23 protein-coding genes are annotated in these 23,403 nt (G+C 32.0%); 10 read left to right on the forward strand and 13 right to left on the reverse strand.

What is annotated here, in order from left to right; translation table 11 throughout:
- Window positions 1-52: 52 nt before the first annotated feature.
- The 4 genes from NLG42_RS15005 to NLG42_RS15020 all read right to left on the reverse strand — a co-directional run bounded on the left by NLG42_RS15005 (window position 53) and on the right by NLG42_RS15020 (window position 3,025).
- Window positions 53-778, reverse strand: coding sequence for a head GIN domain-containing protein (locus tag NLG42_RS15005; protein WP_257681447.1), 726 nt, complete (start codon window positions 776-778; stop codon window positions 53-55).
- Window positions 779-796: 18 nt separating this feature from the next.
- The gene (locus tag NLG42_RS15010; RefSeq protein ID WP_089056673.1) at window positions 797-1,858 is read right to left on the reverse strand and encodes a DUF4097 family beta strand repeat-containing protein; all 1,062 of its coding nucleotides are present in this window, start codon (window positions 1,856-1,858) and stop codon (window positions 797-799) included.
- Window positions 1,842-2,378, reverse strand: coding sequence for an anti-sigma factor (locus tag NLG42_RS15015; protein ID WP_257681448.1), 537 nt, complete (start codon window positions 2,376-2,378; stop codon window positions 1,842-1,844). Before NLG42_RS15015 ends, NLG42_RS15010 begins: the two co-directional genes overlap by 17 nt.
- Before the next feature lie 92 nt (window positions 2,379-2,470).
- Window positions 2,471-3,025, reverse strand: a complete 555-nt coding sequence (locus NLG42_RS15020; RefSeq protein ID WP_089056675.1) for an RNA polymerase sigma factor — start codon at window positions 3,023-3,025, stop codon at window positions 2,471-2,473.
- 263 nt (window positions 3,026-3,288) lie between these two features.
- Between NLG42_RS15020 and lon the strand changes: the two genes are divergently transcribed.
- The 6 genes from lon (at window position 3,289) to NLG42_RS15050 (ending at window position 10,400) form a co-directional block, all read left to right on the forward strand.
- Window positions 3,289-5,742, forward strand: coding sequence for an endopeptidase La (gene lon / locus NLG42_RS15025; RefSeq protein ID WP_089056676.1), 2,454 nt, complete (start codon window positions 3,289-3,291; stop codon window positions 5,740-5,742).
- A gap of 157 nt (window positions 5,743-5,899) precedes the next feature.
- Window positions 5,900-6,919 carry a type IX secretion system protein PorQ gene (porQ, locus tag NLG42_RS15030; protein WP_089056677.1) on the forward strand — a complete coding sequence of 340 codons (1,020 nt, stop codon included), beginning with the start codon at window positions 5,900-5,902 and terminating at the stop codon, window positions 6,917-6,919.
- A gap of 5 nt (window positions 6,920-6,924) precedes the next feature.
- On the forward strand, window positions 6,925-7,524 hold the full coding sequence (locus NLG42_RS15035) for a murein L,D-transpeptidase catalytic domain-containing protein (RefSeq protein ID WP_089056678.1): 600 nt from the start codon (window positions 6,925-6,927) through the stop codon (window positions 7,522-7,524).
- Window positions 7,525-7,621: 97 nt separating this feature from the next.
- A complete protein-coding gene (locus tag NLG42_RS15040; protein ID WP_257681449.1) occupies window positions 7,622-8,227 on the forward strand; it encodes a murein L,D-transpeptidase catalytic domain-containing protein in 606 nt (201 codons plus the stop codon).
- A 34-nt stretch (window positions 8,228-8,261) separates the two neighbouring features.
- Window positions 8,262-8,954, forward strand: a complete 693-nt coding sequence (cmk, locus tag NLG42_RS15045; protein ID WP_089056680.1) for a (d)CMP kinase — start codon at window positions 8,262-8,264, stop codon at window positions 8,952-8,954.
- A gap of 69 nt (window positions 8,955-9,023) precedes the next feature.
- A complete protein-coding gene (locus tag NLG42_RS15050; RefSeq protein WP_257681450.1) occupies window positions 9,024-10,400 on the forward strand; it encodes a nucleoside permease in 1,377 nt (458 codons plus the stop codon).
- 425 nt (window positions 10,401-10,825) lie between these two features.
- On the opposite strand, the gene NLG42_RS15055 is transcribed toward NLG42_RS15050, so the two are convergent.
- Entirely contained in the window at window positions 10,826-11,341 is a 516-nt protein-coding gene (locus NLG42_RS15055) for a hypothetical protein (RefSeq protein WP_257681451.1), read from the reverse strand.
- Between the two features lie 472 nt (window positions 11,342-11,813).
- Between NLG42_RS15055 and rpsA the strand changes: the two genes are divergently transcribed.
- Window positions 11,814-13,592 (forward strand): 30S ribosomal protein S1, encoded by a 1,779-nt coding sequence (gene rpsA / locus NLG42_RS15060; protein ID WP_068840655.1) that lies wholly within the window; start codon window positions 11,814-11,816, stop codon window positions 13,590-13,592.
- Between the two features lie 267 nt (window positions 13,593-13,859).
- On the opposite strand, the gene NLG42_RS15065 is transcribed toward rpsA, so the two are convergent.
- Window positions 13,860-14,384: an ExbD/TolR family protein gene (locus tag NLG42_RS15065; protein WP_257681452.1), complete on the reverse strand. Its 525-nt coding sequence runs from the start codon at window positions 14,382-14,384 to the stop codon at window positions 13,860-13,862.
- Window positions 14,385-14,594: 210 nt separating this feature from the next.
- On the opposite strand from NLG42_RS15065, the gene NLG42_RS15070 reads away from it, so the two are divergent.
- Window positions 14,595-15,149 carry a fasciclin domain-containing protein gene (locus tag NLG42_RS15070; RefSeq protein ID WP_089055576.1) on the forward strand — a complete coding sequence of 185 codons (555 nt, stop codon included), beginning with the start codon at window positions 14,595-14,597 and terminating at the stop codon, window positions 15,147-15,149.
- Between the two features lie 65 nt (window positions 15,150-15,214).
- On the opposite strand, the gene NLG42_RS15075 is transcribed toward NLG42_RS15070, so the two are convergent.
- The 7 genes from NLG42_RS15075 to NLG42_RS15105 all read right to left on the reverse strand — a co-directional run bounded on the left by NLG42_RS15075 (window position 15,215) and on the right by NLG42_RS15105 (window position 21,906).
- Window positions 15,215-16,060, reverse strand: coding sequence for an EamA family transporter (locus tag NLG42_RS15075; RefSeq protein WP_089056685.1), 846 nt, complete (start codon window positions 16,058-16,060; stop codon window positions 15,215-15,217).
- Window positions 16,061-16,181: 121 nt separating this feature from the next.
- Complete coding sequence (locus tag NLG42_RS15080) at window positions 16,182-16,322, reverse strand: SsrA-binding protein (protein ID WP_089055574.1); 141 nt, start codon at window positions 16,320-16,322, stop codon at window positions 16,182-16,184.
- An 85-nt stretch (window positions 16,323-16,407) separates the two neighbouring features.
- Entirely contained in the window at window positions 16,408-18,165 is a 1,758-nt protein-coding gene (locus NLG42_RS15085) for a M56 family metallopeptidase (RefSeq protein ID WP_257681453.1), read from the reverse strand.
- A gap of 5 nt (window positions 18,166-18,170) precedes the next feature.
- A complete protein-coding gene (locus NLG42_RS15090) occupies window positions 18,171-18,539 on the reverse strand; it encodes a BlaI/MecI/CopY family transcriptional regulator (RefSeq protein WP_089055572.1) in 369 nt (122 codons plus the stop codon).
- Window positions 18,540-18,546: 7 nt separating this feature from the next.
- Window positions 18,547-20,148, reverse strand: coding sequence for a M56 family metallopeptidase (locus NLG42_RS15095; protein ID WP_257681454.1), 1,602 nt, complete (start codon window positions 20,146-20,148; stop codon window positions 18,547-18,549).
- Window positions 20,149-20,153: 5 nt separating this feature from the next.
- Window positions 20,154-20,522, reverse strand: coding sequence for a BlaI/MecI/CopY family transcriptional regulator (locus tag NLG42_RS15100; RefSeq protein ID WP_089056688.1), 369 nt, complete (start codon window positions 20,520-20,522; stop codon window positions 20,154-20,156).
- Window positions 20,523-20,688: 166 nt separating this feature from the next.
- A complete protein-coding gene (locus NLG42_RS15105) occupies window positions 20,689-21,906 on the reverse strand; it encodes an MDR family MFS transporter (RefSeq protein WP_257681455.1) in 1,218 nt (405 codons plus the stop codon).
- A 98-nt stretch (window positions 21,907-22,004) separates the two neighbouring features.
- On the opposite strand from NLG42_RS15105, the gene NLG42_RS15110 reads away from it, so the two are divergent.
- Both NLG42_RS15110 and NLG42_RS15115 read left to right on the forward strand, forming a co-directional pair.
- The gene (locus NLG42_RS15110; protein WP_257681456.1) at window positions 22,005-22,604 is read left to right on the forward strand and encodes a DUF1684 domain-containing protein; all 600 of its coding nucleotides are present in this window, start codon (window positions 22,005-22,007) and stop codon (window positions 22,602-22,604) included.
- The gene (locus NLG42_RS15115) at window positions 22,604-23,254 is read left to right on the forward strand and encodes a TatD family hydrolase (protein ID WP_257681457.1); all 651 of its coding nucleotides are present in this window, start codon (window positions 22,604-22,606) and stop codon (window positions 23,252-23,254) included. The genes NLG42_RS15110 and NLG42_RS15115 overlap by 1 nt, the downstream gene beginning before the upstream one ends.
- Window positions 23,255-23,403: the final 149 nt, after the last annotated feature.

The following is a 23,403-nucleotide window of genomic DNA, read 5'->3' on the forward strand; positions in this document are numbered from 1 at the left end:
TTAGAATTTGTTATTGATTGATGATGAATAAAAATTCGTGACATTCATTGTATTATACTTTTGAAATATTTCCTGATCCAGAAACTTTTACATCACGTTTCTCAGGATTTCCAGTATATTTAATATCACCTGAGCCAGAAACTCGAGCAGTCAAACTTTCGTTACAATTTACTTTACTGTTTCCAGAACCCGAAACATTCACGACTACATTTTTAGATTTTAAAGCACTTGCATCGATGTCGCCAGAACCTGAAAGTTTTGTAGTAAAGTTATCAGCGTTTCCTTTTAAATTTACATTTCCTGATCCGCTTAAGTTTAATTCAAAAGAATTTGAATCAACCGCTAGACTAAAATTTCCTGATCCAGAAAGTTTCGCTAAAAACGAATCGTTTTTGATAATATCTTTTGATTTAATATTTCCAGAACCAGAAAGAGTCAGCTCTGATATTTTCTCAAACGGAATTGTCACTTCAACTTTTTTGCCTATACTAGAACGGATGTTAGTGTTTTTCTTTGTATAAATTTTTAATGTATTTTCTTCAACTTCAACTATGATTGCAGATAGAATATTTTCTTCACCCTTTACGATAATTTTTCCTTCTTTTCCAGCAACCAAATCAACATCAAAAGAGCCCGCAATTTTTATTGCATCATAGCCGGCTGTTGATCTTGTTTCAGTAACAACTTTACCGTTTCCGTTTATTTTTTCAGATTGCGCATTAGCCATAAAACCAATTAAAAATGCACCACAAGCTACTAATAGAGATAATTTTTTCATTTCTTTAAATTTTTATGATTATTGTTTTTTGTTTAGTGTTACGTTTCCGTAATTAGAATTAATAGTAACCTTATTTTGACCTTTCTTTTTATTAAACCCGCTGATTCTTTTACTTGTATTTTTAGTTTCATTGACCAAAACATCTAGAGAATTGTCGCTTTTGATGCCTCCGTATCTTGTATTAATATCAAAATCAAAAGAATAATTCATGTCATATCCCAAATAAACATCAGAATAACCAGAGTTTATATTGACATTATTTGCCTTGCTTGTTATAGTCGAAATATTGATTTTACTATAGTTAGTATCCAAATTAACGCTATTTGAAATCTCACCAATAGATATGGTCAGATAGTTTCCTGCACCAGAGAAGGAGTTTATTTTCTGAAATTTAAACGTTCCATAATTACAGTCGTATTTTATGTTTTGTCCTTCAAGAATTACTAAATCTGTATAATTAGTATCTAAATTTAAATTACCTGATTCGTTAATTTTTAATCCAGAATACCTTGCTTCAATATTCCCGTTTTTGATATAATCAATAGTTGAGTTTTGACAATATTCTATTTTTACGTTATTGGTTGAACTGTTTAACTTTCCTAAAGAAATTTTACCATATCTGCAGGCAATATCTGCAGCTCCAAAAATGTTTTCAGTTGCGATATTTCCGTATTTATTAAGCAGTTTAACAGAGCCGTTTTTCGGAATTTTTATGACATAATTAATTTCAAAACTATTATTGCTCCCTTTGCTTTTATACGAAGAAGTTCCAATTGAAGTTACCGCAGTAACCATTGACTTTAGAGCCGTAATGTTAACATCAATATTGTTTAATTTTTCGTTAACCCAATTTTCATTTGGTCCGTTAACTTTTATCGTGATATCAAGATCTATTTTATCTTCATCCCAAGTCGAGACAGAGATGTTTCCGTATTTGTTTTCAATATCGATACCCGCATTTGAGTTTACGATATATGTTTTTTTAATGTTTTTTTGTTTTGTGATATAAGTACCGTCATTTGAAAAACCTAAAAAAGGAATCAAAAGAAGTAAAAAAAGTAAGTTATAAAGTTTTTTCATGAGAAGTATTTTTTAAGTTTTCGTTTTCTTCGATTCGCTGTAAAACAGTCTGCAAAAAAGAGATTCTGGTTTGCAGGTTGCTGATCATAGCATAGATAATTTGTTTGTTTTCTCCATTCTTCTGAAGCTCTTTAATGATTTTTTCGTAGTCAGCATCAAAGACTTTCATTTGTTTTAAAGCATCATTTATAATTTGCTCATTTTCTGGAGAGTTCTTTTCTTTTAATTTAACCAGCTCATTTTTAATCAAAATACTAAAGATAGAATCCGTGCGTTTTGTCTCATTTGAAGCAAATTTTAGTTCTTTCGGTTTCTCATTATTGTTGTAAAATATTGATACTCCCAAAAACAGAACTATTGAAGCAGCAATTGCCCAAACAGCATAATTTTTTCTCTTAGGTTGTTTTTTGTTTAATTTGTTTAAAAAGTCAACTTGATGATCTGAGCTCATTTCGCGAACATCCCATTGGTTTTCAAACTTGTTAAACAATTGATCTAATTCGTCATTTTCCTTTTTCATAATATCCAAAATTTATTTTTTTAGAAGTGTTATATTGTATCGCATTTTATTTACCGGCGTTTGTGTACACAAACATTTTTTAAACGGCGATCTCATAAATCTTCTAATTTTTTTCGTAAACTTTCTTTAGCTCTGCTCAACGTTGTTCTACAATTAGCATAACTAATATTTAAAATTTCACAGATCTCTTCCTGATCGTAACCTTCAATATAAAATAAGGTTAGAACCATTCGGTAATTATCTTTTAAACCTGAAATTGTGTCTAAAACCTGTTGTACTTTAAGTGAATTGAGATCGATGTTTTCAGATAAAATAGAATTATCTTCTTCAATCTTATAAAGTGTTTTGTTCAGGTCTTCCATTTGGAAAGCATTGTTTTTTTTGTAAAAATCAATACTATAATTAATTACAATTTTTTTGAGCCAAGCTCCAAACGCTACTTCCTGTTTGTAATCGTTAATCTTTGTAAAAGCTTTCAAAAAACCTTCCTGCATGACGTCTTGTGCAAAATGTTCGTCCTTTACAATTCTATAAGCTACGTTGTACATAGCTTTAGAATAGCGGTTGTAAATTTCGAATTGAGCCTTTTGATTATTGTTTTTACAAAGTGCAATTAATTCTTCGATATTTTGATTAGTTATACTCAAGTAATGGTTGCTAGTTTTTTATAAGGACGGTGCTTTTTTTTGTTTGTTACAGTTTTATAAAAATAATTTTATTTTTTTTAGAAATAAATGCAAATACTAGTTAAAATATAAAATTCAAAACTGACTATTTTGGATTTGGCATAATGATTGTCTAATTTTATGGCCTATCTTGTAACTGCAGTACTTAATAGAAATTATAATCTTTTATGCTCCATTTGCAATTTGGATTAAACTTTTAATGACAAAACGACTTATATATTATTATGTCAAATCATAAAATACTCACTATTGACAATCTGTCACTTCAAGAATTTGATTCAGAAGCAGAATTAATTCCATTATTAACTCCAGAGGACGAGGAGGAAATGAACAATGAAGAACTTCCTGTTTCGCTTCCAATTTTGCCATTACGTAATACCGTTTTATTTCCAGGAGTTGTAATTCCAATTTCTGCAGGAAGAGACAAATCAATTAAACTGATAAATGATGCCAATGCAGGCGGAAAAATTATTGGTGTAGTTTCTCAAATTAACGAAGAAGACGAAGATCCATCAAAAGATGATATTCATAAAATAGGAACTGTAGCACGAATTTTACGTGTTTTAAAGATGCCTGACGGAAATGTAACCGTTATTTTGCAAGGAAAAAAACGTTTTGAAATTGACGAAGTTGTTTCAGAAGAGCCTTATATAACTGCTACAATCAAAGAAGTATCAGAAGAACGTCCAGACGAAAATGACACCGAGTTTACTGCGATCTTAGATTCTGTAAAAGAATTGGCAATTCAAATTATAAAAGAAAGTCCAAATATTCCATCAGAAGCAACATTTGCGATAAAAAACATTGAAAGCCAGTCGTTTTTGATCAATTTTGTTTCTTCGAATATGAATTTATCCGTAAAAGAAAAACAAGGTTTGTTATCTATAAATGGACTAAAAGACAGAGCTCTTGAAACTTTACGTTATATGAACGTTGAGCTGCAAAAGCTGGAATTAAAAAATGACATCCAGTCAAAAGTTCGTTTTGATTTAGATCAGCAGCAGCGCGAGTATTTTCTTCACCAGCAAATGAAAACCATCCAAGAAGAATTGGGAGGTGTTTCGCAGGAAGAAGAAATGGACGAAATGGGGCAGAAAGCGAAAACCAAAAAATGGGACGAAAAAACGCAGAAACATTTCGAGAAAGAATTATCTAAAATGCGCCGCATGAATCCACAATCTCCTGATTTTGGAATTCAGCGCAATTATTTAGAGTTGTTTTTAGAATTGCCTTGGGGCGAATATTCTAAAGATAAATTTGATTTAAAGCACGCTCAAAAAATATTAGATAAAGATCACTTTGGTCTTGATGAAGTTAAGAAAAGAATGATTGAGCATTTGGCAGTTTTAAAATTGCGAAATGATATGAAATCTCCAATTATATGTTTAACAGGGCCTCCGGGAGTTGGAAAAACTTCTATCGGACGTTCAGTTGCAGAAGCTTTAGGCCGTGAGTATGTTCGTATTTCATTAGGTGGTTTACGTGACGAAGCGGAGATTCGCGGACATAGAAAAACGTATATTGGTGCTATGCCGGGAAGAATTATTCAGAGTTTGAAAAAAGCAGGAACATCAAATCCGGTTTTCATTTTAGACGAAATCGATAAGTTATCAAACGGAAACAGCGGCGATCCTTCATCTGCATTATTAGAAGTTTTAGATCCAGAGCAAAACAATGCTTTTTATGATAATTTCCTAGAAATGGGATATGATTTATCTAAAGTTATGTTTATTGCTACTTCAAACAATATGGCGGCGATTCAGCCAGCATTGCGTGATAGAATGGAAGTTATAAAAATGTCTGGTTATACAATTGAAGAAAAAGTAGAAATTGCTAAAAGACATCTTTTTCCAAAACAATTAGAAGCACATGGATTAACTTCTAAAGATCTAACTATTGGAAAAAAACAATTAGAAAAAATTGTTGAAGGTTATACCAGAGAATCAGGTGTTCGTAACTTAGAAACTAAAATTGCTCAAGTAATTCGTAACGCAGCAAAAGCTGTTGCGATGGAAGAGGAGTATAACAAAAAAGTTACAGACGAAGATATCGTAAAAGTTTTGGGTGTACCAAGATTAGAGCGTGATAAATACGAGAATAATGATGTTGCAGGAGTTGTAACAGGTTTAGCGTGGACAAGTGTTGGAGGAGATATTTTATTTATAGAATCATTGATTTCTGAAGGAAAAGGTGCTTTGACTATTACAGGAAACCTTGGTAATGTAATGAAAGAATCTGCTACAATTGCTCTAGAATACATCAAAGCAAATGCTAAAAAGTTAGGTTTAGGAATTGAGCTATTTCAAAAATACAATATTCACTTGCACGTGCCGGAAGGAGCAACTCCAAAAGATGGTCCAAGTGCAGGTATTGCAATGCTGACTTCATTAGTTTCGTTATTGACACAAAAGAAAGTGAAGAAAAATCTTGCTATGACAGGAGAAATAACACTTCGTGGTAAAGTATTACCTGTTGGCGGAATTAAAGAAAAAATCTTAGCAGCAAAAAGAGCAGGTATTAAAGAAATCATTTTATGTCACGAGAATAAAAGTGATATTGATGAAATTAAAGCGGAATATCTAGAAGGGCTTACTTTTCATTATGTAAAAGAAATGAGCGAAGTATTGGCATTAGCACTTACAGATCAAAATGTAAAAAATGCCAAAGTATTGAAATAAAAACTTCAAATTGAAGTATTAAATTATTTAAAATCCAAATTCCAATTTTTAATTAAGATTGGGATTTGGATTTTTTTTTTAATGTAGTTTATTTTTTTAGGTTTATAATTTTACCTTCGCAACTGCGTTATTCCCATATAGGAACGCCAAGAAAAGAATGCTAAAACATTTTGTTTTATTTTTTGTGATATTCGTTTGTTCGGTTTCTTTCGGACAAGTTGGCGGGCGTTACACCTATCAATTTTTAAATTTGACAGCATCACCTAGGCAGGCGGCTTTAGGAGGTAAAACGATCACTATTTATGATGAAGACGTTAATCAGGCAATGTCTAATCCTGCAGTTTTAAACGACGAAATGGATAATCACTTGGCTTTAAATTATGGAAATTACTACGGACAAGCTTCTTATGGAAGTGCTTCGTATGCTTATACCTATGACCGACACGTGCAAACATTTTATGCCGGAGTTAATTATGTAAACTACGGATCATTTGAAGGTTACGATGAAAATGGGCAGTCAACATCGGATTTTAGAGGAAGTGAAGGTGCATTATCGCTGGGATATGCCTATAATGTTCCGTATACAGATCTTCATATTGGAGCTAATGTTAAGTTAATAACTTCAACTTTAGAGAGTTATAATTCTGTTGGAGGTGCTATTGATTTAGGTTTTTTGTATATATTTGAAAAAAATAACGTAAATTTGGCTTTAGTAATCCGTAATATTGGTACACAATTTACAACCTACTCAGGAATACAGGAAAATTTGCCCTTTGAAATTACTGCAGGAGCATCGCAAGAATTAGAACATATTCCTATTCGCTGGCATCTTACATTAGAGAATTTGCAACAATGGAATATTTCATTTTCGAATCCCGTTCGAGGTGAAACTAATATCGATGGATCGACAAGCAGCGAGAAAGTTTCGTTTGTTAATAACGCTTTAAGGCATGTTGTTTTTGGTGTGGAGCTATTTCCCAAAAAAGCAATAAATCTGCGTTTAGGATATAATTTTAGAAGAGGGGAAGAATTACGAGTAGAAGAAAAACGTAATTTTTCAGGAGTTTCATTAGGATTTGGTCTGAAAATGAATAAATTAAAATTTAATTATTCATATTCGAGATACACATTGGCGGCGAATACAAGTCTTTTTGGTCTAATTTTAAATTTTCAATAATTTGTATGAAAATATTTAGTTTATTTTTGTTTATGACTGTGGGGTTTTTTACGGGCACAAACCATTACTTCAAAGAAGAATCTATTACCAGTTTAGAAATTGAAAGAATCAACAGCAGAATAGGCGATATAAGAAACATGATTACTATCGATAAAAAGTACAATACAAAAATTGCTTTTTTGATTGATATGAAAGTGCCTTCTGGAAAAAATCGCTTCTTTGTATACGATTTAGAAAACAACAAGGTTTTAGATCAAGGGCTTGTTGCGCATGGTTCTGGTTCAGAAACTGGAATAAAAGGGTTGCTTAGATTTAGTAATACACCAAACTCCAATTGTACTGCGTTAGGCAGATATGTTGTTGAAAAATGCTATAAAGGGATTTTTGGAAAAGCATATCGATTAAACGGTTTAGAAGAATCTAACAATAATGCTTTAAAAAGAGCAATTGTTTTACATTACTATTCTGCGGTTCCTTATGACGAACAAGATTATTATATTAGTAATAGTCACGGTTGTCCAATGGTGAATGAGCAGTTCTTTAAACGAATTGAAAAAATAATTGATAGTTCTAAGTCGAATATTATCTTAGATATTTATTATTAAAATAATAGTTACCAGTACTTTAAAAAGTATAGTCCTTTTATAATTGTAAACAATTGTGTTTTCGATTTTAAAAGGATTTTTTTTGCCTTAGTTGTTTATGAAAAAGATATTATTTGTCGCAGTTTTTATTCTCTTAGCATTTGCGGTTTATAAATTTGTTTGCAGAAATGTGAACTTGAAAGAAAAAGAGAAAAATGAAGAAAGATTTAGTTCTCAGGTAAATGAAATAAAAAAGTTGCTTAAGAAAGATTCGAAATACAATCAGGATATTGTGTTTTTAATTGATATGAAAATACCTTCGGGTAAAAATCGATTCTTTGTTTATGATTTAAAAACAAATAAAATTATAGATCAAGGTTTGGTAGCTCATGGTTCAGGTTCTGAAACAACAACTAAGGGGAAACTTAAATTTAGTAATGTGCCAAATTCCTTAAGTACTTCATTAGGCAGGTATTCGATAGGAAATTCTTATGTTGGAAAGTTCGGAAAAGCATATAGAATGCATGGTTTAGATTCAACTAATAGTAATGCTTTTAAGCGAGATATTGTTTTTCATTACTATTATGATGTTCCGTATAAAGAGAAAGATGGTTACATTTGTAACAGCTTTGGCTGTCCAATGGTCAACAAGAAATATTTTGAAAGAATGGCTGAAATTATAGATAACTCAGAATCTGATATTTTAATGAGTATTTATTACTAGAGGCTTTTAGGAATAAAAATTAAAACATAAAAAATTGAAAAAAATTACAATTGCTATCGACGGATTTTCATCAACAGGAAAAAGTACATTAGCAAAACAATTGGCAAAAGAACTTGAATATGTATATGTAGATACTGGAGCAATGTATCGTGCGGTAGCTTATTTTGCTATGCAGAATAAGTTTATTGGAGTTGATTTTTTTGATAAAAATGCTTTGATAAATGCTTTGTCAAAGATTCAGTTAGAATTTAAGTTTAATACTGAATTAGGTTTTGCCGAAATGTATTTGAATAATGAAAACGTTGAAAAACAAATTCGAACTATTGAAGTTTCAAATTATGTAAGTAAAGTTGCAGAAGTTTCGGAAGTGCGTGCTAAATTAGTAGAGCAACAGCAGGAAATGGGAAAAAATAAAGCGATAGTAATGGACGGAAGAGATATAGGAACTGTTGTTTTTCCTAATGCTGAACTTAAAATATTCATGACTGCCAGTGCCGAAACTCGCGCACAAAGACGTTTTGATGAATTGCAGCAAAAAGGAGATAATGTTTCATATGAAGATGTTTTAAAGAATGTAGTCGAAAGAGATTATATTGATACACATCGTGAAGATTCTCCTTTGGTGATAGCTGATGACGCAATAGAAATAGATAATTCTTACTTAAATAAAAAAGAGCAGTTTGAGTCCGTTTTAGAATTGGTAAATGATGCTTTAAAAACCATTTAATTTTTTGTAGATATTATTTTTAATGGTAGTTTTACCGCTTCATTTTTACTAAAAAGACAATTTCATCATATGGGAATTAAAAATAGATTAATTGTAATGAGCTTTCTTCAGTTTTTTGTTTGGGGAGCTTGGCTTATTACAATTGGAAATTATTGGTTTGGAACCAAAAATTGGGAAGGAACACAATTTGGTTTAGTATTTGGAACCATGGGAATTGCTTCTTTGTTTATGCCAACTTTAACTGGAATTATTGCTGATAGATGGGTAAATGCCGAAAAGTTATACGGTGTTTTGCATATTGCTTATGCGGCAGTTTTATTTGGAATTGCTCATGTGACTACTCCAGATAATTTTATTTATGTAATGTTTGCGGCAATGTGCTGTTATATGCCGACAATTGCATTAAGTAATTCAATTTCTTACACTTCACTGAAGTTGAATAATAAAAACATTGTAAAAGATTTTCCGCCAATTCGTGTTTGGGGAACAATTGGTTTTATTGCTGCAATGTGGATTACTAATTTAAGCGGAAGTAAAGCAACTGAATATCAGTTTTATATTGCTGGAATTGGGGCTTTAATTTTAGGAATTTATGCTTTTACATTGCCAAAATGTGAACCGCAGCGTTTAACTAAAGAAGATGCTTCGTTAACCGAAACTTTGGGCTTGGAAGCTTTTAAGTTATTTGGTAATTACAAAATGGCTTTGTTTTTTGTTTTTTCTATGTTTTTAGGAGGAGCACTTCAATTGACAAATGCGTATGGAGATGTGTTCTTAGATGAATTTAAGCATTTTCCAAAATATGCTGATTCTTTCGTGATTCAGTATTCGACTATTATTATGTCGATCTCTCAAGTTTCTGAAACGTTGTTTATCTTGGCGATTCCGTTTTTCTTAAGACGATTCGGAATTAAGCAAGTAATGCTTATTAGTATGCTGGCGTGGGTTTTACGTTTTGGATTATTTGCTTTTGGAGATCCTGTTGGGGGATTATGGATGATTATCATGTCTTGTATCGTTTACGGAATGGCATTTGATTTCTTTAATATTTCAGGTTCTTTATTCGTAGAAAGCAATACCGATTCTAAAATTCGTTCTTCTGCACAAGGTTTGTTTATGATGATGACCAATGGAGTAGGAGCGGTTTTAGGAAGTTTAACTTCTGGTTGGGCGATTGATCGTTTCTTTACAAAATCATTCACCAATACTACTGAATTAGCAGGTTTTTTACAAACTGATGCAACAAATTCTAAGATGTTAGAATTTGTAAAAGGTCAAGGAAATTCAATTTCGACAGATGGAATTTTTGCAAATCCAATTTTGATGAAAGATTGGCATACGATCTGGCTTTCATTTGCGGCTTATGCTTTGGTTATTGCAATTGCATTTGCTGTGTTGTTTAAACATAAACATGATCCGAAAGAGATTGAGAATTTGAGTCATTAAGATTTATATTCATTTTTTTTGATAGAATAGAATAATAATAAAAATGCCACAAGAGTTTCTGAATTTTGAAGCTTTTGTGGCATTTTTATTTTTAAGTATAAAAATTAAAAAAAAAACATTATAAAATCATATTCTCTTTCTGAAATGAAAGATAAATTAATTGGTAAAATTGGAACTAAAGAGCGAGATGAATATGAAAGGAAACTCTTAAAAGATATTTTAAAAAGAGATGCTAGAACTAAGTAATAGGGAATCTTGAAACTATGAATTGGAAAATATTAAAAACGGAAGAGGATTATAACAAGGCGGGAGTTAGACTAATCGAGATATTTCATGCAAAAGCTAACACTCCAGAAAATGATGAGTTAGATCTACTGATTATTTCAATAGAAGATTATGTTAATAAACATTATTAAGCAACGGATTTATCCTAATACAGTAATTAAATCATCGACTTGTTTTTTTTGCTTCGCGTATTTTTGTTGAAGTTCTGAGCCTTCCCCCATCCGGTTATAATATTCTAAACCTTTTTGTGCGAAAAACTTTTTATGGAAGTTGGAGATTTCAGGAAGTTGTGGAAATAGAATATGAAAATTCATTTCATAATAAGATTGCCATTCCCGCTCATTTTTGTCTAAAACATAAGGCTTTCTGGTTTTTTGATTAACATGAACCATTTCATGTGCAATTAAAATAAGCATTAATTCTAGAGGAAACTCAAATGTATTTTCCGGAATTCGGATAATTTGTGGTTGTCCAAATTCACCTTCTGTCGTCATTAAAATGAAATCGGGTTTTGCTTTTTCTCTGAATTCGAATCCTTTTAGGTTTCTATTTTTTAGATTGTATTTTTTAAGAAGCCAATAGACGGCGTTTATAACTTGTCCGTTTTTGTGGAAAGTTTCTATTTTTCGTTTTATTTCGTCAAGTTTTATTGTCATATAATAAAAGTATAGAAAAATATATTACGTTAGACCTTTGTCAAAGTTTCAAACTTTGACAAAGGTAGCTGCGCACAGTAAACCCGACACGTTTTAAAAACCTGTCGGGTTTGTCGCCTAAATATATTATGTTAAAACCATATAAGTTTTTTGAGTAATGTTCTTAAAAACTACTAATATTCTAATTTAGCCCCGATAGAAGTGGAAATCCTTTTATAGCGGTGTTCGCTATAAAAGATTATAACGGATAGCGGGACTTTACGCCTTGAAAAACCTAAAATCGTCTGCTTCTGAGCAATTGATTGATAATCATTTGAATTTATTTTGTAAGTACAGAAATTTGTAGTAATTTTGCAAACCTTTTGGCAGAGAAGAGTTTCCATTAGGTATCAACCATTTATGTAAAACAACTTCTGTTTTTTCTATCGCTTTGAGAAACTCAAGAAAAACAGAATACAAATTTTTTATCAGCATGTCTGAACAATTAAAATCACAAGAAGAGTTTTTAGCAAATTTTAACTGGCATAACTTCCAAGAAGGAATTGATGCAGTAGATGAGAAAAACTTACAAGAGTTTGAAGAACTAGTATCAAAAACTTTCATCGCTACAGATCAAGAAGAAGTAGTTGAAGGAGTTGTTGTTAGAATTACAGATAGAGACGTTATCGTTGATATCAATGCTAAATCTGAAGGTGTTATTTCTTTAAATGAATTCCGTTACAACCCAAACTTAAAAGTAGGTGACAAAGTTGAAGTATTAATCGACATCCGTGAGGATAAAACAGGTCAATTAGTATTATCTCATAGAAAAGCACGTACTATCAAATCTTGGGATAGAGTTATTGCAGCTAATGAAACTGGAGAAATCGTTAACGGTTTTGTTAAATGTAGAACTAAAGGAGGTATGATCGTTGACGTATTCGGTATCGAGGCGTTCTTACCAGGATCTCAAATTGACGTTAAGCCAATTAGAGACTACGATGTATATGTAAACAAAATGATGGAATTCAAAGTGGTAAAAATTAACCACGAATTCAAAAACGTTGTTGTATCTCACAAAGCTCTTATCGAGGCTGATATTGAAGTACAGAAAAAAGAAATCATCGGTCAATTACAAAAAGGACAAGTATTAGAAGGTGTTGTTAAAAACATTACTTCTTATGGTGTGTTCATTGACTTAGGTGGTGTTGATGGATTAATTCACATTACTGACCTTTCTTGGAGTAGAATCAATCACCCAAGTGAAGTTCTTGAATTAGACCAAAAATTAAACGTTGTAATCCTTGATTTCGATGATGAGAAAACAAGAATTCAATTAGGATTGAAACAATTAAACGCTCACCCATGGGATGCTTTAGATGCTAATTTAACAATTGGTGATAAAGTAAAAGGTAAAGTAGTTGTAATCGCTGATTACGGTGCATTTATCGAAGTTGCTGAAGGTGTTGAAGGTTTAATCCACGTTTCTGAAATGTCATGGTCAACTCACTTACGTTCTGCACAAGATTTCGTAAAAGTTGGAGATGTTGTTGAAGCTGTTATCTTAACTTTAGATAGAGATGACCGTAAAATGTCATTAGGTATCAAACAATTGACTCAAGATCCATGGACTGATATTACTTCTAAATACCCAGTAGGTTCTAAACATACAGGTATCGTTAGAAACTTTACAAACTTTGGTATTTTCGTAGAATTAGAAGAAGGAATTGATGGATTAATCTACATTTCTGACCTTTCTTGGACTAAGAAAATCAAACACCCATCTGAATTTGTAAACGTTGGTGAAAAACTTGATGTAGTTGTATTAGAATTAGATGTTGAAGGACGTAAATTATCTTTAGGTCACAAACAAACTACTGCTAATCCTTGGGATCAATACGAAGATTCTTTCGCTGTAGGAACTATCCACAATGGTGAAATTTCTGAAATCGTTGACAAAGGAGCTACTGTAGAATTCGGAGATGATATCGTTGCTTTCATTCCTACTCGTCACCTTGAAAAAGAAGACGGAAAGAAATTGAAAAAAGGTGATACTGCTGATTTCAAAGTAATCGAATTCAACAAAGAATTCAAAAGAGTAGTTGCTTCTCACACTGCTATCTTCCGTGAAGAAGAAGAGAAAAACGTGAAAGCTGCAACTGAAAATACTTCATCTAACTCTACTACTAATGCACCAGCTGCAACTTTAGGAGATAACAATGATGTATTAGCTGCATTAAAAGCTAAAATGGAAAAAACTGAGAAAAAATAATTCTTAGGTTTCCTCTAAATAGAAAGTCCCACAGTAATGTGGGACTTTTTTTTATTTTTTGTTTCAAGTTTTTTTATTTTTTGTTTCAAGTTTCAAGTTGTCACGCTGAGCGAAGTCGAAGCACATCCCAATTAGATTTTGGAATTTATAGAATTAGTATTTTAAGGAGCTATTTCCTGCTCTCGGCTACATCTTTTCCTGGCTAAAGGAGCCAGAAAAAGGATGCCGCTTCGATCAGGGCTAGGGTATTCGTTTTTTCAAGAAGCTTTATTTTGAAGCTAGTAATTTTGATTCTTCTGGCGTGAATTCGTTGACTATTGCATAAGTGTCAATTTTTGCAATTGCCATTTCATCTAAAATATCTATCAAATTTTTAAAGTTTGATTTTTTGCTTGGTTTTATAATGATTATTACACCACTTTTTGGTTTTCCCATAGCAGTCATATATCCTTGTATTTCTCTTTTCTTAAGAAACACTTCTTTTTGAATTCCATTTTTCCCATATTTAATTTCTTTTGGAGAATGAGTAGGATAGTCTAATAAACCAGAATAGGTAATTATTTTGTCATTTTTGTCTAATAAAATAGTGTAAAGTCTAGTTGCATCAATACATCCTATTGGGCCACAACCTCTTTCTTTATTTGGTAAAGCTAAATCCATAACATTTGGCTTCGATAATTCACCAACAACCATAAAAAATATAATCAGCAAAAACGAAACGCTGACCATTGCAGTTAAATCGACTCTTGTGTTTAACTTTTTACTTCTCACTTTTTTAGGTAGATTTTCCATAATGAATTGGTTTTGAATTTAAAGTTAATAATAAAATAGAGACAAAAATCATCGTGTCTTTAAAATAATTAAAAAACTTTTGAAGAGCTAAAGGCTTGTTTTATAATCGATTTTGAGAATGTTTCGGTGTTATTTAAGATTATTTCAGATTTCTTTAAAACCAAAACAAATAGTTCTCCGTAAATGAAGATATAACTTAAAACATTAATTATGAAAACTAGAAAATTTTTAGCTGCAGCAATTTTGACATTAGCATTAGGATTTACATCTTTTGCTCAAAAAACAGTAATGGTAGGCGGTGCCGCAATGTATCCAAACAAAAATATTATTGAAAATGCCGTTAATTCAAAAGATCATACAACATTGGTTGCTGCTGTAAAGGCTGCTGATTTAGTAGAAACACTTCAAGGAAAAGGACCGTTCACTGTTTTTGCTCCAACAAATGCAGCTTTTGATAAACTGCCAAAAGGAACTGTTGAAACATTGTTGAAACCAGAGAATAAAAAAATGCTTCAAAATATTTTGACTTATCACGTTGTTGCAGGAAAATGGAATGCATCAGACATTGCAAAAGCAATAAAAGAAGGAAAAGGAAAAGCAACAATAAAAGCGGTAAACGGTGGAACACTTACAGCTTGGATGAAAGGAAAAGATTTATATATAAGCGATGAAAGCGGAAATAAATCTAAAGTTACAATTGCCGATGTCAATCAATCAAATGGTGTAATTCATGTTGTTGACACAGTATTATTGCCAAAGAAATAATTTAAAATCTCCAAAACAATTACCTACGTTTATGAAAGCCTTGTATTTGCAAGGCTTTTGTTTTTTTATCGTTTTGCTGTTAATGTAGCGCCAACAGAGGCAGATACTACACAAATGACAGCCAGGATCTCATAAAAGTTTAGTTTTTCTTGTAGAAATAGAAAAGCACAAATTGAAGCAGCGGCTGGTTCTAAACTCATTAAAATGCTAAATGTGCGGGGAGGAAGTTGTCCAAGAGCTTTCATCTCTAAAGTAAATGGAATTGCGCTTGATAAAAGAGCAAGAGCAACACCATAACCAAAAAGTTTAGGAGTAAGATTAGCTAATCCGTTCTCGTAAAAACCAAAAGGTAAAATTAGCAGCGAGGCAAACAACATTCCAGTTGCAACGGCCTGACCACCATGCATTATTTTTGATACTTTTCCGCCTAGAATGATGTAAGTTGCCCAGAATGCTCCCGCTAAAAGTGCAAACAAAACTCCTACTATGTCTATTGTGTCATTTGACCACGGTGCTATTAAAGCAATTCCGGTTGCGGCCAATAATACCCAGCAATAATCAATTAGACGTTTTGAGCCAATGATGGCCAGTAATAAAGGCCCCACAAATTCTAAAGTAACGGCTAGTCCAATTGGAATTCGTTCGATAGCCAGATAAAAAGTTAAGTTCATGACTCCTAAACACAAGCCGTAAGGAACTACAATTTTCCATTGGTTTGGTTTTACCTGTTTTAAATTAGGTCTGTATGCTAAAAGCAGAATCAATGCCGAAACACCAATTCGGATAGATGCCGTTCCAGCTGCTCCAATAGCAGGAAAAAGGGTTTTTGCAATTGCAGCTCCACATTGAACGCTAATGATTGCTAAAAGTACGGCAGGAACAGGAGGGATATTTAATTCTTTATTTTTCATGGAGAAATTCATGTAAAGTGAACAGCAAATTTTATCTCATTGCGGTTCATTTACGTTATGCTGCTATTTTGAATTCGATTTATAAATATCGATTCAAATATGATTTTTATTCTAAACTAAATTATTCTAAAGCCCGTTTAGTAATAAAAGCTCTGTAACCAATAATAGCCATCTGCCATTTTTTGGCTTTAGAAATATCTAAACCTTGTTTGGTGAAACTTGGTAAAAGTATTTTATTTAATTTGGCTAAAAATTTGTACATCGCAGGTTAATTTTGCGCAAAGATACAAAAAAAAGACTTTGCGGTTAGGCAAAGTCTTTTTTGTAACGTATTCTTAAATTTAAGATTAAGAACGTTTATTGTCTTTTTCAAATTTCTGCATGTTTTTTTCGTACACTTTCATCTTCTGTTCGTATACTTTCATGTCTTTTTCAAATTGCTCCATCTTTTTTTCAAAATCACCTCCAAATTGCTGATCAATCTGAGCGTTATATTTGTCCATTTCTGCATTAAATTTATCCATTGCAATTTCGAACTTTTGCATTTCTTTGTCATAGCCGCCTTCACGTTTAGACATAATTTCATCTACTTGTTTTTCATAAGCTGTTAATTGTGGCTGAAAAGCTTCCATTTTTCTTTCAAATTCAGCCATCTTTTTTTCGAAGTTCTTCATTGCAGCTTTGTCTTCAAGATTTCTTGGCGCAACTGGAGGTTTTGGCATTTTTGACATATTTGGTACAGGAGGAAGCTCTAAGTTTTTTGGTAACTCAGGTGCCATAGGAGGTACTGGTGCAGCTGGTAGTGCCGCAGTTGCTGGTGGTGCAGGAGGAACTGGCGGCTCAGGCATATCTTTACCGTTAAAATGCTTAATTTCTACAACACGATTTCCTGTAGTCATTGGTTGGTCAACTTCTTCACCAGTAAGGATACCAGCTTTTTTAGAGCCATTACTGTTCGTTGTAATTACTATGCCGCTGTCATTAATAGGATTATTGCCTTCAATCTCTAGAGTTCGTGCTTTTCCAGTTCCCTTGTCAATGTCAACTTTAATAGCTGTTAATTCATTTTTAGAGTTTCTTACGACATTAGAAACGACAACATCTACATCATGTTCTTTTTTAAGTTTAACAGTCATTTCTTTTAGCTCCTGATCAGTTGTTGTTTTCTTAATTTTGAATACAATAACCGAATCACCTTTTGCAGTAATTTCTTGAGCTTCTTTTCTCTCTTTTTCTTGCGCTACTGTTTTGATTTGAAATAAAAGTACAAAAGCGACAAGAGCTGGAAGTATAGCATAATACTTCCAATAATTCCATTTTTTTGATTGATTTTTGTTTAACATGACAATTCGTTTTTTGATTAATGATTGATAAAAATGATTGGTGATTGCGACACAGCTTTCATGTGTCGTGATTTTTAAAAGCGTGTATTGATACGCTTTTTTGTCTGAAATTTTTTTGGCAGCTTCGCTGTCAGCAATAAATTCAAGATTTTGCAGAATTGCTTTTTTGTACAGCCAGATAATTGGATTGAACCAAAACAGCACACAAAATACTCTAGAAATCAAAACATCCATTGTATGATTTTGATCGCTGTGCACTTTTTCATGCTCAATAATATTCTCTAATTCAGCCTCTGTATACATTGATGAGTTGTATACGATATAATCAAAATAAGAGAAAGGAGCAATATTTTCATTTACATCTATAAATTTAAAATCAGCTTGCTGTTGTACTTTTTTGCCTTTTAAAACGGAATTTAAACTATAAAAATCCATTCCAAATTTTATGATTAAAGCTAGGAAGCCAAAAGCATAAACGGCTATTGCAACATAATTCCAGTTGATCTCAAAAGATTCTTTTTCTATAGTCTGCGGAAGATAGTTTTGTGTGTAATTAAAGTTTTGAATTATTGGAGCTTGATCAACCCAAACGATTTTGGTGTAAACCAAAAACGGCAAAGCGATAGAGGTGAATAATCCGGCTAATAAAAACCATCTGCTGCTATTGAAAAAAGTCTCTTTTCGAAGTAAAAAGAAATAAGCACAATAAAACAGTACTAATAAACCACTCGATTTTATAATAAAAATAAAAAGTGCTTCCATAACGATTATTTTTCTTCTTTTGGAGTTTCGATCATAGCTAAGATTTCGCGTAATTCATCGGCAGAGATTTTTTCTTCTTTGGCAAAAAACGAAACCATATTTTTGTATGAACTATTAAAATAGTTGTCAATCGCAGTATTCATGTACTTTTTGCTGTAAGCTTCTAAACTAATTGCAGGATAATATTGATGTGTATTTCCAAATGCATTGTGCGCCACAAAGCCTTTTTCTTCAAGATTACGAACAATAGTCGAAAGCGTGTTGTAATGCGGTTGATCTTCAGTGATTTCTGCCTGAATTTCTTTTACGAAAGCTTTTTTAAGCTTCCATAAAATATGCATTATCTCTTCTTCTTTGTTGGTTAACTTTTGCATTTTTCGATTATTTATTTGTTTCAATCTCAATTACACCATTTGATCCGCTTTCTCCATATTTAACTTTTGCTTCAGTTCCTTTAGAAATAACAATGGTTTTAATCTGATTTGGTTTAATCTCTTCTAAATTAAAATCAGTTGACATTACAGTTCCATTTAAAACTATTAATTGATTGCCTTTTTTCATATTACTTCTAGTAGAATTCGAGATCGTTATGGTCGAAGAATCGCCATCTGTAGTAATTACTTTTGTAGTAACATTATTGTTAGTGTCTGTAGTTACAGTAGTGCTAATATTTGTAATATTATTAGCGTCAGCTTTTGCATTAACATCAGAATTAGTGTTGTCATTGGTGTTTGATTTAGTAGTTGTTTTTGTGCTGCTTACAAATTTTGCTTTTTTGTCAGTTTTAGAATTATTGGTTTCATCAGAAGTTTGAATACCAACTTTTTTACTGCCATCTTTATCCGTTGTAATAACTATTCCGAAACTATTAATTGGTTTATCACCTTTTGTTTGAATAGATTGTACCTGCTGAGTTCCATTTTTGATATCAACTTTAATTGACGTTAAATCATTTTCTGCATTTCTTTGTATTTGAGAAAATTCGAAATCAATATTGTGTTTTTTCTTTAAGTTTTCTTTGATTTCGTTTAATTCTTTGTCAGTCGAGTTTTTCTTGATTTTGTAAACATCCTTTGATTCTACTTTTTCAGAAACTCCTTTTGAAACGGGTTGTTTTTCTTTTGCAATTACTTCAATTTGAAATAAGAATACAAAAGCGGCAAGAGCTGGAATTACAGTATAGTATTTCCAAGAATTTCGTTTTTTTGATTGATTTTTGTTTAACATAACGATTCGTTTTTTGATTAATGATTGATAAAAATGATTGGTGATTGCAACGCAGGTTTCATGCGTTGTTATTTTTAAAAGCGTGTATTGATAGGCTTTTTTATCAGATATTTTTTTAGCAGCTTCCTTGTCGGCAATAAATTCTAAGTTTTGAACTATTGCTTTTTTATAAAGCCACATAATTGGGTTAAACCAAAAGATAATGCAAAAAATACGAGAGATTAAAACATCGATAGTATGATTTTGTTCGCTGTGCACTTTCTCATGTTCAATAATATTTTCTAACTCTTGTGCATTATACATTGATGAATTGTATACGATGTAATCAAAGTAGGAGAAAGGGGCGATGTTTTCGGCAATATCTATAAATTTAAAATCGGCTTGTTGTTTTATTTTACGGCCTTTTAAAATCGTATTTAAACTATAAAAATCGAAAGCAAATTTTACGATCAATGCTAAAAAGACGACAGCATAAACCGCAAGTAAGATATAGTTCCAATTAAGTTCAAAAGTTTCCTGGGTAATTTGTGACGACTGAAGTGGTGAATAGTCCATATTAAATGATGGAGGAGGATCAACCCATATAACTTTAGTATAAACTAATAAAGGTAAAACTACTGCTGTTATTAAACCCGCCAATAAAAACCATCTGTTGCTGTTGAAAAAAGTTTCTTTTCGAAGCAAAGCTTGATAAGCACAGTAAAATAATACGATTAAACCTGTAGATTTTGCAATATAAATGAAAAGTGCTTCCATAACGATTATTTTTCTTCTTTTGGAGTTTCGATCATAGCTAGTATCTCGCGTAATTCATCAGCAGAGATTTTTTCTTCTTTGGCAAAAAACGAAACCATATTTTTATAGGAACTGTTGAAATAGTTGTCAATTGCCGTTTTCATATATTTCTTGCTGTAGGCTTCAAGAGTTACAGCAGGATAATATTGATGTGTGTTTCCAAATGCATTATGTGCTACAAAACCTTTTTCCTCCAGATTTCGAACTATTGTCGAAAGTGTATTGTAATGCGGTTGATCTTCAGTGATTTCTGCCTGAATCTCTTTTACAAAAGCTTTTTTCAACTTCCATAAAATTTGCATTATCTCTTCTTCTTTGTTGGTTAACTTTTGCATGTTTTCTAATTTTAATTCAAACCTACAACTATTTTTCTAGTTACGCAACTATAAAACTAGTTATTTAACTAAAAAACACGTTTGTTGAGAATAAAAGACACAGAAAAGTTATTCAAGTTCAAATTTAATGAATTGAATTTTAATGGTTTAATTTTAAATAGAGGATTTATTTGTTTTTCTCTTGCAGTAAAGCTTTTTTAATCCAAAGGCAGCAAAGAGTTGCAATTATTCCGATACAAGCCATAAATAACCAATTTATTTGATAGCCAAAATCAGAGATAATTTCAAACCCAACTTTAGAACTTACAATATGTGCGAGACTAAAACTCATCGTGTAAAGCGCCATATAACGTCCTTCCTGACCGCGGGGAGCACGGCTCAATGCAAATGCATTTGAGAACGGAAAGGTTAAAATTTCTCCAATCGAAATACAGATCATGCTGATTACTAACATTCCTGCCCAAAAATTAATTAGTAAAAGAAAGAAGCTCGAAGCCATTACAAAGGATCCTAGAATTATTATTTTAATTTTAGCAAATCCTCGTCTTTCCATAAAACCAACCGTCGGCATTTCTAAAGCAAAAATCAAAAGTCCGTTTAAAGTCATTAAAAGACCTGTTTGAAGTTCGCTTAAGCCAAATTTTTCGTTATGATATAATGGAAGCGTTGTAAAAAGCTGAAAGAAAATCATAGCGGTTATGAAGCTCACAAATAAGAAAACCCAAAATATTCCATCATGAAAAACAGATTTCACTTCAGCGGCACTTTCGGTTTTATCACCATGATCGACTTTTTTCTTTTCCTTAACTAATAATGCAAAAATTAGAATAGAAATAATACAAGAAGCGCCATCAACCCAAAATAATCGAGAATAACCCATTCCCATAATTATTAAACCGCCAAGTGCAGGTCCGGCTGCAAAACCTAAATTTACAGCAAGACGAACCAGTGTTAATGCACGAGTTCTATTTTCTGGTTTTGCATATGCGCCAAGAGATACAAACATTGCTGGTCGAAACATGTCGGCAATAGTCATTAAAACAAACATTGCAATACACAAACCCCAGAAAGTGGTAACAAATTGTACTAGAAACATTGAAATTCCTGTAGTAAACAAACTAAAAATCATGATTTTATAAAAACCAATTTTGTCAGATAATTTACCGCCAAGCCAAGAACCAAGCATTGAGCCTAAACCAAATGCTACCATAATCCAGCCAACTTGATTATACGTAAAATGAAGATCTTCTTTTAAATATTTAGACAAAAAAGGAAGTACCATTGTTCCGGCACGATTGATAAAAGTGATAATTGTAAGTATCCAGATTTCTCTAGAAAATCCTTTAAAGTTATTTATATAATGACTAAAAGCAGTTTTGAGCATTGCGATGATTAAAATTTGCAACAAAGTTAGAAAACTTTGTCATGTTCTGCCGTTGTCATTTTGTTACTTTTAAACTATTTTTGCACTAAATTTCTACGATGAAAAACTACATTATCCTATGTTTGCTTTTAACTTTTAGTTTTGGCTTCAGCCAAAAGAAATTTAAGAGTGTTGATGCCGAAAAATTTCAAAAGCAAATAAACTCAGAATATGCTGATGCTAAGACAAGTCCGTTGATGGAGGAGGATTTAAAAACTTTTAAAACACTGGATTTTTATCCCACTAATGAAAAGTATTTTGTTAATGCAAGATTCGAAAAAGCAGAGAATGAAAAGGTTTTTGAAATGAAAACTACTGGAACCAGAACGCCAAAATATGTAAAATACGGAACTATTTATTTTGCGATTGATGGTGTCGAAATGCAGCTGAATGTGTATAGAAACATTGAACTGTCTAAACAAGAAAAATATAAAGATCATTTGTTTCTTCCTTTTTCAGATTTAACCTGCGGAAAAGAAAGTTACATAGGCGGAAGATATATTGATTTAAAAATTCCAAAAGGAAATACAATTGCAATCGATTTTAATCAAGCTTACAATCCGTATTGTGCATACAACCATAAGTATTCCTGCCCAATTGTTCCGTTAGAAAATGATTTAAAAATAGAAATTAAAGCAGGTGTAAAAACGTTTCATTAATGGACTTTTTTAATTTTCATACACATCAATTTACTAATCAATCTGATATTCTAGAATTGGTAAATCAGTATCCACAGGATTTTGATGCATCAATTCCGTATTATTCAATTGGAATTCATCCTTGGTATATTAAGGAAGATCGTTTAGAAGATGATTTGAAAATTATTGAAGAAAAACTGCAGACCAAAAACTGTTTAGCACTTGGAGAATGTGGTTTAGATAAACGTGTTGAAATTCCGCTTGAACTTCAAATTCAGGTTTTTGAAAAACAATTGGCTTTAGCCGAAAAGTACAGGAAACCAGTTGTTATTCATTGTGTTGCCGCGTTTCAAGAAATTATTGCAATCAAAAAGAGAATGAAAATTTCGGTTCCAATGATTATTCACGGTTTTTCTAAAAACAGTCAAGTTGCAGAACAGCTTATCGCAGCTGGATTTTACATTTCGTTTGGGAAATACTTACTGCAGAATCCGAGTTTGAAAGAGGTCTTTCAAAAAAATCCTAACGATCGATTTTTTTTAGAGACAGATACGATCGATGAAAGTATTCAGCAGGTTTACAATTTGGCAGCAGCATATAAAAACAGTACAGTTAAAGAATTACAAGAAACTATTGCAAGAAATTATGAAAGAGTTTTTGGTGAGAAGTAATTAGTAATTAGTGAAAAGTAAATAGTAAAAAGTAAAATGAGTTTGTCACCCTGAGCGAAGTCGAAGGGGCGCTCAAATTGGACTTCGACTTCGCTCAGTCTGACAGGCAGTGAACTTGAAACTTGAAACAAAATTTAAAACAAACAAAA

This window comes from Flavobacterium plurextorum (genome assembly GCF_024638035.1).
Taxonomy (GTDB): domain Bacteria; phylum Bacteroidota; class Bacteroidia; order Flavobacteriales; family Flavobacteriaceae; genus Flavobacterium; species Flavobacterium plurextorum.

Coding starts and splice junctions, on each gene's coding strand:
- NLG42_RS15080 (WP_089055574.1), bottom strand. CDS start 16,322: ATGTACAAATTTTTAGCCAAATTAAATAAAATACTTTTACCAAGTTTC.
- NLG42_RS15035 (WP_089056678.1), top strand. CDS start 6,925: ATGAAAATATTTAGTTTATTTTTGTTTATGACTGTGGGGTTTTTTACG.
- rpsA (WP_068840655.1), top strand. CDS start 11,814: ATGTCTGAACAATTAAAATCACAAGAAGAGTTTTTAGCAAATTTTAAC.
- porQ (WP_089056677.1), top strand. CDS start 5,900: ATGCTAAAACATTTTGTTTTATTTTTTGTGATATTCGTTTGTTCGGTT.
- NLG42_RS15010 (WP_089056673.1), bottom strand. CDS start 1,858: ATGAAAAAACTTTATAACTTACTTTTTTTACTTCTTTTGATTCCTTTT.
- NLG42_RS15070 (WP_089055576.1), top strand. CDS start 14,595: ATGAAAACTAGAAAATTTTTAGCTGCAGCAATTTTGACATTAGCATTA.
- NLG42_RS15085 (WP_257681453.1), bottom strand. CDS start 18,165: ATGGAAGCACTTTTTATTTTTATTATAAAATCGAGTGGTTTATTAGTA.
- NLG42_RS15115 (WP_257681457.1), top strand. CDS start 22,604: ATGGACTTTTTTAATTTTCATACACATCAATTTACTAATCAATCTGAT.
- NLG42_RS15110 (WP_257681456.1), top strand. CDS start 22,005: ATGAAAAACTACATTATCCTATGTTTGCTTTTAACTTTTAGTTTTGGC.
- NLG42_RS15075 (WP_089056685.1), bottom strand. CDS start 16,060: ATGAAAAATAAAGAATTAAATATCCCTCCTGTTCCTGCCGTACTTTTA.
- NLG42_RS15090 (WP_089055572.1), bottom strand. CDS start 18,539: ATGCAAAAGTTAACCAACAAAGAAGAAGAGATAATGCATATTTTATGG.
- lon (WP_089056676.1), top strand. CDS start 3,289: ATGTCAAATCATAAAATACTCACTATTGACAATCTGTCACTTCAAGAA.
- NLG42_RS15040 (WP_257681449.1), top strand. CDS start 7,622: ATGAAAAAGATATTATTTGTCGCAGTTTTTATTCTCTTAGCATTTGCG.
- NLG42_RS15005 (WP_257681447.1), bottom strand. CDS start 778: ATGAAAAAATTATCTCTATTAGTAGCTTGTGGTGCATTTTTAATTGGT.
- NLG42_RS15100 (WP_089056688.1), bottom strand. CDS start 20,522: ATGCAAAAGTTAACCAACAAAGAAGAAGAGATAATGCAAATTTTATGG.
- NLG42_RS15050 (WP_257681450.1), top strand. CDS start 9,024: ATGGGAATTAAAAATAGATTAATTGTAATGAGCTTTCTTCAGTTTTTT.
- NLG42_RS15065 (WP_257681452.1), bottom strand. CDS start 14,384: ATGGAAAATCTACCTAAAAAAGTGAGAAGTAAAAAGTTAAACACAAGA.
- NLG42_RS15015 (WP_257681448.1), bottom strand. CDS start 2,378: ATGAAAAAGGAAAATGACGAATTAGATCAATTGTTTAACAAGTTTGAA.
- NLG42_RS15055 (WP_257681451.1), bottom strand. CDS start 11,341: ATGACAATAAAACTTGACGAAATAAAACGAAAAATAGAAACTTTCCAC.
- NLG42_RS15095 (WP_257681454.1), bottom strand. CDS start 20,148: ATGGAAGCACTTTTCATTTATATTGCAAAATCTACAGGTTTAATCGTA.
- NLG42_RS15105 (WP_257681455.1), bottom strand. CDS start 21,906: ATGCTCAAAACTGCTTTTAGTCATTATATAAATAACTTTAAAGGATTT.